A 15773-nucleotide genomic window follows, 5' to 3' on the forward strand; every position below is an offset into this window, starting at 1 on the left:
CTTCATGGAGAGGAATAATATATGGATATTATAGGGCGTACTGCTCCAACAACTTTGAAGCCTCAAATTTCAGCCCCAGCCGTTCCTACATCTATTGATATGCTGGGTGTTCCTGAAGTTGTTATAGAAAACCTTGTGTTGAAGCACCTGTCAGCCTACCCCAAGTCGGATGTTTTAGAGCTTTCTAACTATTTGTGTGTTGTGACACATATTGTTGAAAGTGCGTTGGCTGTGTTGAGAACAAAGTCATTGATTGAAGTTTTTCAACCAACCTCTAACCTTTCTCTCTCATCTGCATCTCATAGTCACGTTCGCTATTCCCTTTCTGAGAAAGGACTTGAAGAAGCTGATCTTGCCTTTAAACGTGATGCTTATTTAGGTCCTGCCCCCGTTTCACTTACTCAATATAGTGATGTGGTCAAGCAGCAGGATCTAAGAGCAGAGCTAGTGACTCGGCCACATGTCGAAGCAGCACTGAATGATGTATATGGTGTCGACAAAATGATTTCGGTATTGGGGCCAGCAATCAATTCCGGGCGTGCCTTGTTGCTGTATGGGCATGCGGGGACGGGTAAAACATTTGTAGCTTCACGTATTGTCAATGCGCTGCATACGTCTGTTTTCATTCCTTATGCCGTTTATGCATTAGGTAATATCATTAAGGTATTTTCCGCACAACATCATAAACCGTTGGATAGTAATGGCAGCGATCAGAGTATTTCCCTCAAAGATCAATACGACAAGCGTTGGCTTAATTGTGAAAGGCCGAATATTCAGGTGGGTGGAGAACTGACTATGGATATGCTTGAAGTTAATCATTCTGAGAACAGTCGTGTTTGGTTAGCGCCTGTACAAATGATGGCAAATAATGGGATTTTTATCATTGATGACCTTGGTCGTCAGCCCATGCCTGTCGATGCTTTGCTTAATCGTTGGATTGTACCAATGGAATATTCCTTTGATTATTTATCGCTACCTAATGGCCAGCAAATCACGATGCCGTTTGTTCTAACGCTTGCCTTTTCTACCAATCTAAATCCCAAGAAAATAAGCGACCCTGCATTTTTACGTCGTTTAGGTTATAAAATTGAATTCAAGCCGTTGAATCAGCGAGATTATGAAGCTTTATGGATGAGCGTCGTCGCTGATAAAGAGGTAGAGCTTCAAGATGGTTTCTTTGAGCGTTTGTCTCAAATGCACACGCTTCTTAAGGTACCACTTTTCCCTTGTTTGCCGAAAGATCTCGTTGGTATAAGCAAAGACATTCTTTCGTTTGAGCAACTCCCACCTGTTATTACATTCGATATTCTTTCCATGGCATGGGAAGTCTATTTTACCTCTGATGGACACGAGGAAGAGAATAATGAATAAGAGTCAAGTTTTCCTACTGTTTTTACTGTCCGTAGTATTCGGCTTGGCGGCTGTATTTTTTGCTAAGCAGTGGATGGATGATCAAGTTCAGCCAACCGTTGAAGTTGAAACGGTTGAGCGTCACCCCGTTGTTGTCGCATCACAAGAAATTGAAGCCGGAACCATTATCGAAGATCAGTTCTTAACTACTCGGTTGATGGAAGTTGATTGGATTAATGAAAATAACTATTCGGATAAAGCGGATCTGATTGGCAAGGTTGTTGCGAATACTATCTATGCCGGAGAGGTGCTTCACAAGTTACGATTTACTGTACCAGGAGAAGGGTCAACACTTGCCGCTCTTATCCCTGAAAATAAACGTGCGGTAACGATACGTGTTGATGATGTTATTGGTGTGGCCGGTTTCTTATTACCTGGGAATAAGGTTGATATTCTCAATACCGTTTCTTACGGAAAAAACTCTGCAGCGACTCAAACCGTTCTTAAAGATATTAAGGTTTTGGCTGTAGACCAAACAGCTAAAACGAAAGAAAACAGTCCGATTATTGTACGAGCGGTAACTCTTGAGATGACGCCGAAAGAGGCCGAGAAACTTCTCACGGCTAAAAGCAAAGGCAGCATTCAGCTGACTTTGAGAAACCCACATGAAGTTGAGAAAAAAGTGGTTCGTCGATATGTGCCTAGACCAAGTGTCACCATTATCAAAGGTACAGAAACATCTAATGTGCGCGTCAAGGATTGAGGTGAAATATGAAAATATTAATTGCGTGTGTTTTGAGCCTGATTTGTTTTTCGACGGCCAGTGTTGCGGCGTTACAGACGGGAAAAACAGTCACGGTTCCACATCATAAATCTACGCATGTGGTGCTGTCGGGAAAAGCGGCGAAGGTTTCTCTTGGTGATCCTGAAGTCTTAGATATTGTAATTTTAAAATCAAATGAATTGTTCTTAATCGGCAAAAAATTAGGTGCGACAAACCTAATGGCTTGGGATTCACGAGGTCAGTTGATCGAGTCTATTAATATTGAGGTTACTCATGATCTTAATAGCCTCAAAGCTAAATTGTATGAGTTTCTTCCTGATGAAACTATTGAAGTGCACAGCGCGCAGAACCGTTTGTTGCTGAGTGGTCAGGTCAGTAACCAGCAACAAATGAATGTGGCGATGCGAATCGCGGAAACTTATTCATCAGGGCAGGCTGCTGACGAATCCAAAGAAAGCGGCAGTGAACAAGCTGCAGCGACAGGTGTTATTAACCTGATGTCTATAGGTGGCGCGCAACAGGTTATGTTAGAGGTGACGGTTGCCGAGGTTCAAAGAAGCTTAGTGAGAAAGTTTGATGCGAACTTCCATTTTTTCCAAACCAGTGGTTCTGACTTTTCTTGGGGGGCGTCTTCTGTACCTGCCGGAGTATTAGGAGCTACGCCTATCTTCAATATTCCCACGTCGACGGACTACGGCATTTTAGGGTCTTTCATTGATAGTAATACTCTGTTTACTTTCGCACTGGACGTAGCAAAACAAAACGGGGTCGCTAAGGTATTGGCTGAACCTAACTTAACCGCATTAAGTGGTTCTAAGGCTGAGTTTTTAGCGGGTGGTGAATTTCCTATCCCTGTGCCAGACGAAGATGGCATTACCATTGAATACAAAGAATACGGTGTAGGGCTTAAGTTTATACCGACGGTACTCAGTGACAAAAAAATCAATTTAAATCTAGCCGTTGATGTTAGTGAGATAGCCAATACCAGCTCATTGACCATTGATCCGGGTACCACAAATGCGACTTATTTTATCCCACCTATTACTCGACGTAGCGCGTCATCAACACTTGAGCTAGCCGACGGCCAAACAATCGGTATTGCGGGTTTACTCAGTGAGAATGTCAGAGATGTCAGCAACAAAATGCCGGGTATTGGTGATGTTCCTATTTTAGGTCAGCTCTTTAATAGTCAAGAGTATGTGTCTGGAGAAACTGAGCTGGTCATTCTTGTTACGCCTCGACTCGCCAAACCGGTGGATCGAAGTAAAGTAACACTGCCAACTGATGCCTTTGTGGACCCTAATGACTTGGAATACTATTTGTTAGGCCGAAGTGCTTACATAGCTGCACCGTCTGAATCTGATTCAGAGCAATCTCAAGCTTCACAGGATATATCACCGACCGATGGTGGTAGCGAAGGCTCATTTGGGCATGATTTATAAGGGGATAGATATGACTAAAATAATGATGATCTTTCTCGCAATGTTATTAGTTGGCTGTGCGAACGATGCTCGTTTAGGGCATTCGGTAGCACTAGTGAAAACAGAGCAAACGTATAACCCTAATGCTACCCAAGAGAATTTACTCGAAGTACCTGATGGTACAGGGGAGCGGATGCAGACTGGTTACGACAGATATGTTGGCAAAGGTGAAAACGATCTGTCCGGAAGTAGTAGCCAGATCTTAGAAGATTTTAACTAAATCTGGAGGTACTCATATGTTGTATCGAGTATCACAAAGCCCTAAAAAACAACAAGGCTTAGTTGTGGTGATGATTACTGCTGCCTTGTTGGTTTTTCTAGCGGTCTCAGCGCTAGCTGTAGACATAAACCATATGGTTGTAAATAAAACGCGCTTACAAAATGCGGTTGATTCTGCAGCGCTGGCTGCCGCAACCATATTAGACAATAGCAAAGATAAAGACGCGGTGGATGCAGAAGTCGGTACGGCGCTCAATGCCATGGCGGCTTCAACAGGGAACCAAGAAATTGATTTCTCGACCGCTTCTATAAGCATTGATTATTCGAATGACCCACAAGATTTTACTGGCACGGCGACGTTCGGTGCAAGTGATGATGTTTATGTGCGAGTTCGCGTAGATGCACTAGAGATGGATGAATTTTTCATTCATATGTTTGGTCTTGATAAGGAAGTATCGGCAAGTGCCGTTGCTGGGCCAAGCTCTGGGCAAGATGTAGTTAATAACGTTGTACCCATTGGGGTGTGTATTGGTGATGGCACTTCGGATAACGATATTGACCCAGAAGATGGCTATCACGATGTGACAGGCGAAGAGATAGTTAATGTATTTGGATATGAAGTCGGAACGGTCCACGCATTGAAGGTGGGTGACAGTAGCTTGTCAGAAATGGGCAACGGTAATTATCATCTGTTGGATTTCGGTTCCGGTGGTAAAACCGTCAAAGAAGGTTTAGGTGGTAGCTATGACCAGCCAGTCAAAATTGGTGAAGATATCACGACCAAACCAGGTGGCACGGTTGGCCCCACAGGCGATGGTTTGAATACTCGTTTTGGCGATTATGGTGGTGGCTTATCGGCATCCGATTACCCTTCAGATTATGTAACCACAGAACCTACCAATGAAATAACGATTGATGCAGGTACGGGAGAGATAGATTCTGACGGAAGTTATACCTATGCTCAATATGAGTCAGATACCAACGCCTGTATAGCAAACGGTGGTTCCGGGTGTGCATCTAATGGTGTTGCTTGGCGTCGTATTTTACCCATTCCTATGGTTGATTGCTCAGGTAAAAGTGGTGGTGCAACTGACTTTACCGTAAACAAAATTGGCTGCTTTTTCTTGTTACAAAAAGCTCCAACTAACAACTCAGGTACACCCGCCGTTTTTGGTGAGTTTATCCACTCTTGCAGTGTTGCTGGTGGATCTGGTAGTACAACGTCGACAACGGAAGGGACTTATAAGATTGTTCTGTATAAAGACCCCAATAGTGGGGAATCTTGATCATGAAGCCATCTAATCAATTTCAACAGGGGTTTGCTGCCGTAGAGATGGTCATCGCGACTCCCGTTTTACTGTTTTTTCTAGTCTTAGTTCTAGAGCTTGGCAATATTCTTGTTCATTACAATGTGATATCGAAGTCAGTGCAGAATGGCGCTCGTTATGCGGTTAGTGAAGTGTATGGAACCATTGGTGGAACCATCGCACCGACGTCTGAAATTCAGAATGTGGTGGTCTATGGTCAGAACAGCGCAGGAACAGCTGTATTATCTTCATTGACGACATCGGATGTGACCGTAACCCCGCCTTCAGGCGACAGTTATGTACGAGTTAGTGTGACGTATGATTATGTTCCACTCTTTTTGTCTATCCCTTTTTCGAATGAGAGTTTTGCTGTTCCATTAAGTGTGACTTCAGTGATGAGGGTGCTGTGATGATAAGACTTAAAAGACGAACCAAAGGGCTTGCCATTATTGAGTTCACTTTGGTCTCATCATTAATTTTTCTGCTGCTCTTCCTCATTTTAGCGTTAGGTGCCTATATATTTTCGCTGCAAATGGTCAGTGAAGCGACTAGGAAGGCTGCTAGGTTAGCGACTGTATGTTACGTCCTAGATAGAGACAATATTGCGGGAATGGTGGTGGATGATATTCCTCTTGTTGGATTTACTAATGCTAACTTAGAAGTGGCTTACTTAGACGCGAGCGGGGGAGAGGTTGCTTCTGATTTTGAAGCTAACTTTGGCAGTATTAAGTTTGTACGTGCTAGGGCTACGGGTTATGGCATTCAGTTAATCAGTAACCTAAGCTTTCTAGGAGAGAATGGATTTCTTGCTGCCCCTGCGTTTGAAACAATATTACCAGCTGAAAGCTTGGGTGTGGTTAGGGCGGACTCTGAAAAAAGGAATCGGTGTCCATAAGTTATTTATTACAGGAGTAGCGGTATGGGGGAAGCGATCAAAATAACGCCGAATGAAAACGATAAGGATATGACGCGTTTAAGAACGAATCTAAAGGTTTGGTTAGTCTACAGTACTGACGGCTTTCATTCGCATATGAGTAAAGAACTAAAAAAATGCCGAAATGTTCATGTAATGTCGTTTTCTCTTGCGGCAATGAGTGAGGAATACCTGAAAAGTGCAGATGTCCCAGAGCTTATTTTCGTTGAAGCTAATGGGAATTGGGCGCAAAAAATGGTTGAGTTGCAAGGGTATGATTTGTCTTTAGAAGACAAGGATTTGTCTTTAGTTGTGCTCGGTGATGAAAGTGATAATGGATCATTAAAAATCGCACTTCGCTTAGGGGCTTCAGATTTTCTGTCTCATAATGTGACTCTATCGGATTTACTTCCATTATTGAAGAAAACCGCTTCCGAAAAGCTTGAAAACTCCAGTTACGGAGAGTTTATCTTGTTTTTGAATACCAAAGGAGGGATGGGGGCAACCACCTTGGCGCTAAATACTGCCATTGAGATGGCCACTCAACACCCTAATGAAGTTCTTTTACTCGATATCGATCTTCAGTTTGGCGTGATTCCAGACTATTTGAACATAGTACCGACTTATAGCGTTTCGGATGCGATCAACAATTCGAATGATTTGGATGAAATGTCTTTGGGCTCTTTGGTAAATAAACACGAATCAGGTCTCCATGTTCTAAGCTTTAAACATGAAAATAACGCTGATGACTTCGAGCAGGCTCAGAAAATTGGCAGATTACTTCCAATTCTGCGTCGTTTCTACCCTTATGTGATCATTGACCTATCTAGAGGATTAGATCACGTGTTTGCATCAGCAATATCACCCGCGACTAAAGTACTTTTGGTTTTGCAACAGAGCTTAGTGTCAGTAAAAAACACAAGTCGATTAATTAAATCTCTGAAATTTGAGTACGGCATACAAAGCGATTCAATAGAGGTCATTCTCAACCGTTATGAAAAGCGACATTCAATTAAGTTGAAAGACATTGAGCAAGCAGTGGGCAACCACGACATACACCTTATGCCAAATGATTTTAAAGTCGCGCTAGAGAGTGCCAACTTGGGGCAGCCGTTAGTTCAGTCGAGAAAAAAAAGCTCTATTACTCGCTCTATCATCGACTTATCTCATGTTCTTTCACCACCGGAGCAAGAAGAGAAAGGGTGGCTGAAAAAGTTGTTTTCATAATGGGTTGATGAAAAGTAAACACGAGGGATTGTGATGTTCTTTAAACGAAAAAATGTAAATCCAGAGTTTGAAAAAAAAGTAGAACAGATTTCGCATGATTCAGAAGATGCCAATCCTGTTGAACGTTTATCAAGTGTTGAGACGTCCAGTCACTCTCGGACAGAAGCGAGCATTGAAAAGGAGAAAGCGATCGATGAAGCTCGAAAAGTACTGGAGCAAGAATTATCAATCAAACACTTCTTTCACAAGCAGTTGCTTGAAACGTTAGACTTAGGATTACTTTCTAGCTTGGAGAAAGAGCGCGCCAAGCTAGATTTGCATGAAGCTATCGTTCAGTTGATGGCTGATGATGGTAGTCATGCACTCAGCGCAGAAGGTCGTAAACGGGTCATCAAACAGATAGAAGATGAAGTTTTTGGCCTTGGCCCATTGGAACCCTTATTAGCTGATCAAACTGTGTCGGATATATTGGTCAACGGCCCAAAAAGTGTTTACGTTGAGCGAAGGGGTAAACTCGAAAAAACGCCCTATACTTTTCTTGATGACCGCCATTTAAGAAACATTATTGACCGTATCGTCAGTCAGGTTGGTCGTCGGATAGATGAAGCATCACCTATGGTAGATGCCCGCTTAGTTGATGGTTCCCGTGTGAATGCGATTATCCCGCCTCTCGCACTCGATGGCCCTTCAGTTTCGATTCGTCGTTTTGCCGTCGATCGTTTGACGATGGATAACTTAATTGGTTACGACTCAGTCTCGCCTCAGATGGCTAAATTTGTAGAGGCTGCGGTGAAAGGTGAGCTGAATATCTTGATTTCAGGAGGGACGGGGTCAGGGAAAACAACCACACTGAATATCTTTTCTGGTTTCATTCCGCGAGACCAAAGAATTATTACCATAGAAGACTCGGCAGAATTACAACTGCAACAACCACATGTCATTCGCCTAGAAACCCGTCCTGCGAACCTAGAAGGGAAGGGAGAAATCAGTCAGCGCGAATTGGTTAAAAATACCTTGCGTATGCGACCAGACCGAATCGTGGTTGGGGAGGTGCGAGGTAGCGAAGCCGTTGACATGCTAGCGGCGATGAATACCGGTCATGATGGTTCTCTTGCGACCATTCACGCGAATACCCCCCGTGATGCCTTAAGTCGTGTCGAAAACATGTTCTCGATGGCAGGGTGGAACATATCAACCAAAAACTTACGAGCTCAGATTGCTTCGGCTATCCACCTTGTTGTTCAAATGGAACGCCAAGAAGATGGTAAGCGTCGTATGGTGAGTATCCAAGAGATCAACGGCATGGAAGGTGAGGTGATCACGATGTCGGAAATATTCCGTTTTCAGCGTAAAGGTATTGATGAAGACGGCAATATTATCGGTTATTTCACGGCAACGGGGGTCGTTCCTCAATACCATGACCAGTTAGTCAAACGTGGACTCGACCTGCCTTTCGAGCTCTTTAGTGAGACCAAACGTTAAGGAGAGATTATGGACAATGTAAGCGTTTCATTAGGTCTATTATTCATTGCGGTGCTTTTTATCTCTCAAGCTTTGTTGCTCCCTGCTGCAGGGAAAAAAGCGAAGCACAAAGAGTTGTCTCGACGTTTGAAAGAGACGCAACGTAATATCGATGCAGAGAGTTTGTCATTACTCAAAGAACACTATAACAAAGAGCTGTCCCCGCTAGATCGTAAGCTCATCGTTATTTCTTTCTTCGCTGGCTTGAAAAAAATGTTGGAACTAGCCGGTATGAAAGTGACGTTAAGCAGGTTCTTACTTATTGTTTCTCTTTGTGGTGTGTCACTCACGTTGATATCGATAATGACCAACCAAGTATGGTTCATTAGTGTCGCGGCGTTCATTTTTGTTTGGGTTATCGCTTATCTATTTGTGCAAAATCGAGTGACTTACCGAATGGCTCGATTTGAGGAACAACTTCCTGAGGCTTTAGATATTATTCGACGCGCATTGCAAGCAGGACAACCGCTCGTCCAATCATTCAATGAAGTTGGCGAAGAACTTCCAGATCCAATCGGTATTGAATTTAAAAATACCTATAACCTACTTAACTATGGTTATGACTTACGCTTAGCGATTCTACAGATGACAGAACGAGTACCAACCGTCTCAATGTTGGCATTTTCTAGTGCCGTAATGTTGCAAAAAGAGACTGGGGGTAACTTATCTGAAAACCTGCAAAAGGTATCTGAAGTACTGAGAGCGCGTTTTAAACTGGAAAGAAAAATCAAAACGCTCTCTGCTGAAAGTCGTTTATCAGCATGGATCTTAACGTTATCCCCATTTGGTTTGTTCTTCGCCTTAAGGGTCGCTAGCCCCGAGTATATAGAGCCACTCTATAAAGATCCTCGCGGTCTCTCGATGGTCAGTGTCGGTATTGTTCTTTTGGCTATCGGAGCCTTGTGGATTAAAAAGATCATCAGCATAGAGATTTAACCTATGGAATTATTAAATATTGAAGTTTGGAAGCAGATGTTAGCAGACTTTGGAGTTAGCTCTCAGATGGTTATCTATTCGATGATTTTGCTTACAACAGTCTTGTTAACACTAACGCTTGGATTTCTATTTTTAGGAGCTCGTTCTCCTTTGGACAAGAAACTGAGACAGATATCAGAAGACGGGGCACCGACTGGCAGAAAACCATACGACTTCTCAAATACGTTAGAATCATTAAGCCCTTTTATAAGTAAAGGTAATAAAAAAGATAATGAAACTTACTCGGAAAAGTTGATGCATGCCGGGTTCCATGAGAAGAGTTCGTTATCGGTTTTCTATGCGTTGAAGGTTTTATCTAGCTTGATAGGTATCGTCGCGGGCTTTATGGTTTATTACATAGCGTTGGGCGGAGATTATAATAATTTACTCATCATGACCTGTGTTTTTCTTGGCACATTCACACCTAATATTATTCTCAGTAAGCTACAAAAAGAGCGTCAGAAAAAAATCAGAAACGGCGTCCCTGATGCGCTTGATCTTCTTGTTGTATGTACTGAATCAGGACTTGGCTTTAATGTAGCTCTTGGACGTGTTGCATCAGAACTCTATATCTCTCAGCCGGAGCTTGCGGATGAACTAGAGACTGTGTTTGCCAAAATCCAAGCTGGCGTCACTATGCCTGATGCGCTTAGGCAGCTTATTGAACGAACCGGTTTAGTCGAATTGGAAGGTTTGGTTTCTTTGCTTTCTCATGCATCGAGAATGGGCGGAAGTTTAGCGCAAACGCTCCGTGACTATACCGAAGACTTTAGAGATAAGCGTCAGCAAGCCGCTGAAGAAATCGCGGCGAAAATACCGACTAAAATGTTATTTCCCATGTTGATATTTATTTGGCCTTGCTTTTTCATTGTTGCACTTGGCCCTGGACTCTTGATTGTAATGGACGCATTAAGTGCGCCGGGAGCAAGTTTATGATTTTCTACAATAAGTTTCTTCTTCTTTTATTGCCAGTCTTGCTACTCGGTTGTGCTTCTTCTGATGAACCAACTAATCAATTTGATGCAGAATTGTATTCCGGTAAGCCAATCGATACTTTAACTAGCGATGAGCCACCTCTTAATGAAAAAGAAGCAATTATGCGCGGTGACATTGCTCTGCGAGACAACAACATAGACTTGGCGTTGTATGAATACATACGCTCTTTGTCTTTCCCTGAAAAAGAGTTTCACGATAAAACCCTGTTCACTATTGGCCAAATACATTCATCTCGCGGTAATTATGCGTTGGCCGAGAGAGCTTACCTTGCTGCGCTAGATTTTAACCCTGCCCACACAGAAGTGTTGGAGCAGTTAGGCGTTCTATACACCAAACAACGTCGCACAGATGAAGGACGTAGTTATTTCTTTAAAGCGATTAATTCAGACCAAGTTCGTTTAAAAAGCAGTGAAACTATCCAAAACTACCAAGCATTGAACCAAAGTGAAGTGGCCAGTTTGAAGGTCGATAGTATGTCTCCATCATTGGCGTATATGGGGATTGGGGTACTGGAAGATGTTGACGGGAAGCATCAGATTGCACAAGAGTACTTTAAAAAGTCACTGACGATAGATAAAAGTTCAGTCAAAGCTTTGCTGAATATGGGCTATTCTCACTACATGTACGGTAACTACAAGGAAGCGTATCAGTACACGCGTTCAGCTTTAGAGTTAGAGCCGAATAATGAAAAAGCTCAGAATAATCTGGCACTTATTTATTTAGCGTCTGGGGATATTAAAAAAGCAACCAACGTATTCATGAGGCATATGGAAGCTCCGGAGGCGTTAAATAATGTCGGCTACTTCTTGATATTACAAGGAAAGCCCGATCAGGCAGTTCCTTATTTACAACAAGCTATCGATAAAAAATCATCTTATTACAAAGTAGCGAATGAAAACTTAAACAGAGCGTTAGCAGAAGTGAGAGAGATGGAACAGTAATGATTTGACTTTGGCTCAATGAAAAGGACCTTCATATTGCCTAAAAATGAGAGTTTTAACAAAGATATCGTTGTTATTTCTGCAATTTGGCTAGTTTGTGCCATCGCGATATTTATTTACAAGTGGGAAAGCGTTTCAATACTCAACCTGAATGATAATGACGATTATATGCGTTTTGTTCAGTTTCAAGAGTGGATGAAGAATGGTCATTGGTATCTTGAACCGATGAGTAACTTTAATCCCGCTGATGGTATTATAATCCATTGGTCTCGCTTCCCTGACCTAATGTTATCGCTAGTCGCTTTTCCACTATTACTAGTCGCCGATGATAGTGTTGCGTATACGATTTCAATATCGATTGTTCCATTACTTTATTTACTGATTTTTGCATTGTCATGTTTTTATTTAAGTGAACATTTATTCGGCGACAAATATCGTTTTATTAGCATGATGTTTGCTATCTCCTCCCCTTCAATTATTCACTTCTTACCGGGTTCTATTGATCATCATAATATTCAGCTTATCTTTGCAGCCCTATTTTTAGCTTTAACACCTGTGAATTATCGCCAGGTGAATCACTCATGGCGTGTTTATGCTCAATCAATTATCCTGTCTTTATCGTTGTGGACTGGTTTAGATAATGTATTGTTATTTATGTTTTTCTTCGCTATTTACACCGTGTATTGCGGTCTTGTTCGCCACGAGTGGTTTGGTTATATCTCTAAGTTGTATGCGAGTTCCGCTCTGTTCGGGATTTGTGCGGTTTTATTAAATCGGCCTTATGATGAGTTTTTTGTTTTTAAATACGACGAAATATCATTTGTTCTCATCATTCTTTTCTTTTGTGGCTGGCTTTTCGTTAATGTTTATCACCGATTAATGAATGAAGATAAAAGCCTGCTACAAAAGGTTTTTCTGTTCGTATTTCTTGCTGTTGTGTTTTTAATTCCAGTGGCAGTACTTTACCCATCACTCAGTAGTGCGTTGTTTATTGATTACCCTCCGATACTTAAAGTGTATTGGCTAGACCAAGTGACAGAAGCGAAATCGGTCGTTAGATATGTCGCAAGTCATGGTTTTTTCTCGATAGAGAATTACGCTTTGCTCGTGATTCCTGCCACTTTATATCCATTTTTTAAGCGTAAAAACCACCACTGCACAATTTTGTATCTCATTTTTCTGTTTAATCTAGCCCTTGCGATTTTTTGGCAGATTAGGGTCATGAGATTGTGCTTTGTGTTAGCTGCTCCTCTTCAAGCATATGTTGTTCTGCAGTTGTCAGATTACATTCGCTCTTCAATCTTAAAAGCTACAGTTATTTTTTCTGGCGCACCGTTAGCTGTAGCATTTGTCATTCTCGCTTTGTCGCCAACAGAGGAAATTACAACTACTCTTGATGAAGAGAAAGAATCGCTGAATATCTATAAAGTACTAAAAGATAACGATATCAACTCACAAACCATCCTCTCTGGAATAGAAACTGGGGCTCCTGTATTAGCAAAGACAAATAACAGTATTATTGCCGCTCCTTATCATCGAAATATTGTCGGGAATAGGTTTCTTATTGAGGTAATGCTAGAGGAAGATCTCGGGTTAGTTGAAAGGAAAATTATAGATAAAAGCGTAGATATTATTGTTGTTGGCAATGATCCGCATTTGTTGATTCTAAAGGGTTCGGCGGGAGAGGAGGCGTTTATCAATAAATTATACAGCTCAGATACTCCAACTTGGTTGGAGGTTGTGCACGACAACATTGAAAGCGGTTACCGAGTCTTTAGAGTTAAGGGGAGTTCATGAAAAACCAAACCATTGCTGTGTTACTCCCGTGCTATAACGAAGCTGGTGCGGTCGGAAAAACGGTCATTTCTTTTCAACAAGCTTTACCTAATTCTACTATTTATGTTTACGACAACAATTCAACCGACAACACGGTCAACGAGGCGTTACAAGTAGGGGCGATTGTGCGACATGAGCCTCGCCAAGGTAAAGGGGAAGTCGTGAGGCGGATGTTCTCTGATGTTGAGGCTGATGTTTATGTGATGGCTGATGGCGATGACACTTACGATGCGTCAGTATGCTCGGTGTTGATCGAGCAATTAAATAATGAAAAGCTCGATATGATTATTGGAAGTCGTGAGCGAACTTCAATGGCTTACCCAAAAGGACATATCCTTGGGAATAAGATGTTTTCATCACTGATTAACTTAGCATTCAATGCACAATTGAATGATGTATTTTCTGGCTATCGAATTATGAGCCATCGATTTGTCAAAACCGCACCTATCTTCAGCGATGGCTTCCAAATAGAAACAGAGCTCACCGTGCATGCGTTACACCATAATATGTCAATCAAAGAAGTCTCAACTCAATACCAATCTAGGCCGGAAGGGACTTCCAGTAAACTGAACACCTTGAGTGATGGCCTCAAGATCCTCAACTTTATCTTGTTCTTATTGAGAGATGTAAAACCAATGTTTTTCTTTGGCGTGCTCTCGATATTGCTTGGTCTTATTTCATTGAGCTTAGGTATTCCCGTTATTGTTGAATTCGTTGACACGGGTTTAGTGGCAAGGCTACCTACAGCTGTTTTGTCTAGCTCAATAGCTTTGATCGCTGTGATGTCTTTTTTCTGCGGTTTGATACTCGATAACGTATCACGAGGTAGGCGAGAGATGAGAATACTCTCTATTTTAAGATTTAAGGACGATAAATAATTAGGCTGAGGTTTTTGGCCAAGGGAGCTGCACTCGAGTGCTTGAAGTGCTTGAAGTGCTAGGTGGAGTTGCAATTGTATAGTTGCTGCTGTGATGACGATTTTGATTAAAGTAAGAAGTAGGCGACTAGCTCCCCTACCTCTTACTCTCAATTATTACTTAGATTGCGAGACCGGTAATCGCACCCAATAACATAAAGATCCCCACTAAACCTACAATCGGCATCTTCACGGTTTTCAAGAGCCAAACACCAACAATGATCAGAGCGAAGTCTAAGCCGCTACTCACTGCACTTGTGAAGATGGGTTGGTATAGAGCTGCAAGTAATAAGCCGACTACAGCCGCATTCACACCTGTAAGCGCCCCAGCTACTAGAGGCTTGCTCGCAATTGCCTGCCAGTTCTTCAGTACACCCAGTAGCAATAAGAAGCCAGGTAAGAACACCGCAACCGTTGCTAATAGAGCACCTGTAATCGGCGCTGACGGCATTAATACATAACCGAGGTAAGTGGCTAACGTAAACATCGGGCCCGGCACCGCTTGCGCAGCAGCATAGCCTGTTAGGAAGGTATCTTGAGACAGTTGGTCTCCAATACCATTCTGTAGCAACGGAAGAACCACGTGACCGCCACCGAAGACTAAGCTGCCTGCTTGGTAGAACAAACCAAACACTTCGATGCCTTGAGAATATGCACTGAATAGAGGCAGACCAACCAGTAAAGCAACGAAAATTACGAGTGGTGTTAACGATATCTTATGGGTCGAAGGTGCTGTTTTTAATTCGTGTGAGGTTAAGAACTTACTGCCAACCATAGCAGCAAACAATAGAACTAATACCTGAGGCCAGATCCCCGGAATCAAAAGTAGAACAATCGCGGTTATCACACACAGTGCTGTTGCTACCTTTGATTGGCAAAAGTTTTTGTACATGCCGAAAGTGGCGTCAGCTACAACCACGACCGCGAGTAGCTTAAGTCCGTGGATGATTGAAATGAAAAGCGGCGCTTCTAACAACTGGTTGCTCACTAAGGCCAATATCAACATTAGGATGACTGAAGGGGAGGTGAAGCCGACAAATGCGGCAATCGCACCGGTTAAGCCACCTTTTTTGTAACCAACCGCGAAGCCAACCTGACTTGAGCCTGGACCCGGCAGAAATTGACTGAGGGCGACAATTTGCCCGTACTCTTCGTCGGATAACCAATTCAGTTTCTCAACAAAGGTTTTACGGAAGTAGCCAATGTGTGCCGCAGGTCCACCGAAGCTAATCCAGCCAAGCCAGAAAAAGGTTTTAAAAATTGAAAGCATGATCGATTCCAGATAAATGTTTAGCGTAATTTAGGTG

General features: G+C 42.5%; 15 protein-coding genes. 14 read left to right on the forward strand and 1 reads right to left on the reverse strand.

Going from position 1 to position 15773, the window contains the following annotated elements; all coding sequences use genetic code 11:
* Positions 1 to 21 precede the first annotated feature (21 nt).
* The 14 genes from AC3CHU_RS03120 to AC3CHU_RS03185 are packed head-to-tail and all read left to right on the forward strand — an operon-like array spanning position 22 to position 14428.
* Positions 22 to 1371 (forward strand): P-loop NTPase family protein, encoded by a 1350-nt coding sequence (locus tag AC3CHU_RS03120; protein ID WP_081229529.1) that lies wholly within the window; start codon positions 22 to 24, stop codon positions 1369 to 1371.
* On the forward strand, positions 1364 to 2113 hold the full coding sequence (cpaB, locus tag AC3CHU_RS03125; protein ID WP_017080023.1) for a Flp pilus assembly protein CpaB: 750 nt from the start codon (positions 1364 to 1366) through the stop codon (positions 2111 to 2113). The genes AC3CHU_RS03120 and cpaB overlap by 8 nt, the downstream gene beginning before the upstream one ends.
* An 8-nt stretch (positions 2114 to 2121) precedes the next feature.
* Entirely contained in the window at positions 2122 to 3576 is a 1455-nt protein-coding gene (locus tag AC3CHU_RS03130; RefSeq protein WP_488525054.1) for a type II and III secretion system protein family protein, read from the forward strand.
* Complete coding sequence (locus tag AC3CHU_RS03135) at positions 3539 to 3835, forward strand: hypothetical protein (RefSeq protein WP_488525055.1); 297 nt, start codon at positions 3539 to 3541, stop codon at positions 3833 to 3835. Before AC3CHU_RS03130 ends, AC3CHU_RS03135 begins: the two co-directional genes overlap by 38 nt.
* 16 nt (positions 3836 to 3851) lie before the next feature.
* Positions 3852 to 5120, forward strand: coding sequence for a TadE/TadG family type IV pilus assembly protein (locus AC3CHU_RS03140; protein WP_017084221.1), 1269 nt, complete (start codon positions 3852 to 3854; stop codon positions 5118 to 5120).
* A 2-nt stretch (positions 5121 to 5122) separates the two neighbouring features.
* Positions 5123 to 5551, forward strand: coding sequence for a TadE/TadG family type IV pilus assembly protein (locus AC3CHU_RS03145; protein ID WP_029224629.1), 429 nt, complete (start codon positions 5123 to 5125; stop codon positions 5549 to 5551).
* A complete protein-coding gene (locus AC3CHU_RS03150) occupies positions 5551 to 6036 on the forward strand; it encodes a TadE/TadG family type IV pilus assembly protein (protein ID WP_029224628.1) in 486 nt (161 codons plus the stop codon). The genes AC3CHU_RS03145 and AC3CHU_RS03150 overlap by 1 nt, the downstream gene beginning before the upstream one ends.
* A 24-nt stretch (positions 6037 to 6060) precedes the next feature.
* Complete coding sequence (locus AC3CHU_RS03155) at positions 6061 to 7281, forward strand: AAA family ATPase (RefSeq protein WP_488525056.1); 1221 nt, start codon at positions 6061 to 6063, stop codon at positions 7279 to 7281.
* Positions 7282 to 7314: 33 nt separating this feature from the next.
* Positions 7315 to 8763, forward strand: a complete 1449-nt coding sequence (locus tag AC3CHU_RS03160; RefSeq protein ID WP_488525057.1) for a TadA family conjugal transfer-associated ATPase — start codon at positions 7315 to 7317, stop codon at positions 8761 to 8763.
* 9 nt (positions 8764 to 8772) lie between these two features.
* Entirely contained in the window at positions 8773 to 9738 is a 966-nt protein-coding gene (locus AC3CHU_RS03165) for a type II secretion system F family protein (RefSeq protein WP_114633953.1), read from the forward strand.
* A 3-nt stretch (positions 9739 to 9741) separates the two neighbouring features.
* Positions 9742 to 10713, forward strand: a complete 972-nt coding sequence (locus tag AC3CHU_RS03170; RefSeq protein ID WP_488525058.1) for a type II secretion system F family protein — start codon at positions 9742 to 9744, stop codon at positions 10711 to 10713.
* Positions 10710 to 11714, forward strand: coding sequence for a tetratricopeptide repeat protein (locus AC3CHU_RS03175; protein WP_171329104.1), 1005 nt, complete (start codon positions 10710 to 10712; stop codon positions 11712 to 11714). The genes AC3CHU_RS03170 and AC3CHU_RS03175 overlap by 4 nt, the downstream gene beginning before the upstream one ends.
* 18 nt (positions 11715 to 11732) lie before the next feature.
* Entirely contained in the window at positions 11733 to 13511 is a 1779-nt protein-coding gene (locus AC3CHU_RS03180) for a hypothetical protein (RefSeq protein ID WP_171329106.1), read from the forward strand.
* On the forward strand, positions 13508 to 14428 hold the full coding sequence (locus AC3CHU_RS03185) for a glycosyltransferase family 2 protein (RefSeq protein ID WP_488525059.1): 921 nt from the start codon (positions 13508 to 13510) through the stop codon (positions 14426 to 14428). The genes AC3CHU_RS03180 and AC3CHU_RS03185 overlap by 4 nt, the downstream gene beginning before the upstream one ends.
* 159 nt (positions 14429 to 14587) lie before the next feature.
* Here the strand turns inward: AC3CHU_RS03185 and chrA are convergent, their stop codons facing one another.
* A complete protein-coding gene (gene chrA / locus AC3CHU_RS03190) occupies positions 14588 to 15736 on the reverse strand; it encodes a chromate efflux transporter (protein WP_488525060.1) in 1149 nt (382 codons plus the stop codon).
* Positions 15737 to 15773 lie beyond the last annotated feature (37 nt).

The sequence above is a fragment of the Vibrio sp. QJM3NY_39 genome, assembly GCF_057785895.1.

Coding starts and splice junctions, on each gene's coding strand:
- AC3CHU_RS03120 (WP_081229529.1), top strand. CDS start 22: ATGGATATTATAGGGCGTACTGCTCCAACAACTTTGAAGCCTCAAATT.
- cpaB (WP_017080023.1), top strand. CDS start 1,364: ATGAATAAGAGTCAAGTTTTCCTACTGTTTTTACTGTCCGTAGTATTC.
- AC3CHU_RS03130 (WP_488525054.1), top strand. CDS start 2,122: ATGAAAATATTAATTGCGTGTGTTTTGAGCCTGATTTGTTTTTCGACG.
- AC3CHU_RS03135 (WP_488525055.1), top strand. CDS start 3,539: ATGGTGGTAGCGAAGGCTCATTTGGGCATGATTTATAAGGGGATAGAT.
- AC3CHU_RS03140 (WP_017084221.1), top strand. CDS start 3,852: ATGTTGTATCGAGTATCACAAAGCCCTAAAAAACAACAAGGCTTAGTT.
- AC3CHU_RS03145 (WP_029224629.1), top strand. CDS start 5,123: ATGAAGCCATCTAATCAATTTCAACAGGGGTTTGCTGCCGTAGAGATG.
- AC3CHU_RS03150 (WP_029224628.1), top strand. CDS start 5,551: ATGATAAGACTTAAAAGACGAACCAAAGGGCTTGCCATTATTGAGTTC.
- AC3CHU_RS03155 (WP_488525056.1), top strand. CDS start 6,061: ATGGGGGAAGCGATCAAAATAACGCCGAATGAAAACGATAAGGATATG.
- AC3CHU_RS03160 (WP_488525057.1), top strand. CDS start 7,315: ATGTTCTTTAAACGAAAAAATGTAAATCCAGAGTTTGAAAAAAAAGTA.
- AC3CHU_RS03165 (WP_114633953.1), top strand. CDS start 8,773: ATGGACAATGTAAGCGTTTCATTAGGTCTATTATTCATTGCGGTGCTT.
- AC3CHU_RS03170 (WP_488525058.1), top strand. CDS start 9,742: ATGGAATTATTAAATATTGAAGTTTGGAAGCAGATGTTAGCAGACTTT.
- AC3CHU_RS03175 (WP_171329104.1), top strand. CDS start 10,710: ATGATTTTCTACAATAAGTTTCTTCTTCTTTTATTGCCAGTCTTGCTA.
- AC3CHU_RS03180 (WP_171329106.1), top strand. CDS start 11,733: ATGAAAAGGACCTTCATATTGCCTAAAAATGAGAGTTTTAACAAAGAT.
- AC3CHU_RS03185 (WP_488525059.1), top strand. CDS start 13,508: ATGAAAAACCAAACCATTGCTGTGTTACTCCCGTGCTATAACGAAGCT.
- chrA (WP_488525060.1), bottom strand. CDS start 15,736: ATGCTTTCAATTTTTAAAACCTTTTTCTGGCTTGGCTGGATTAGCTTC.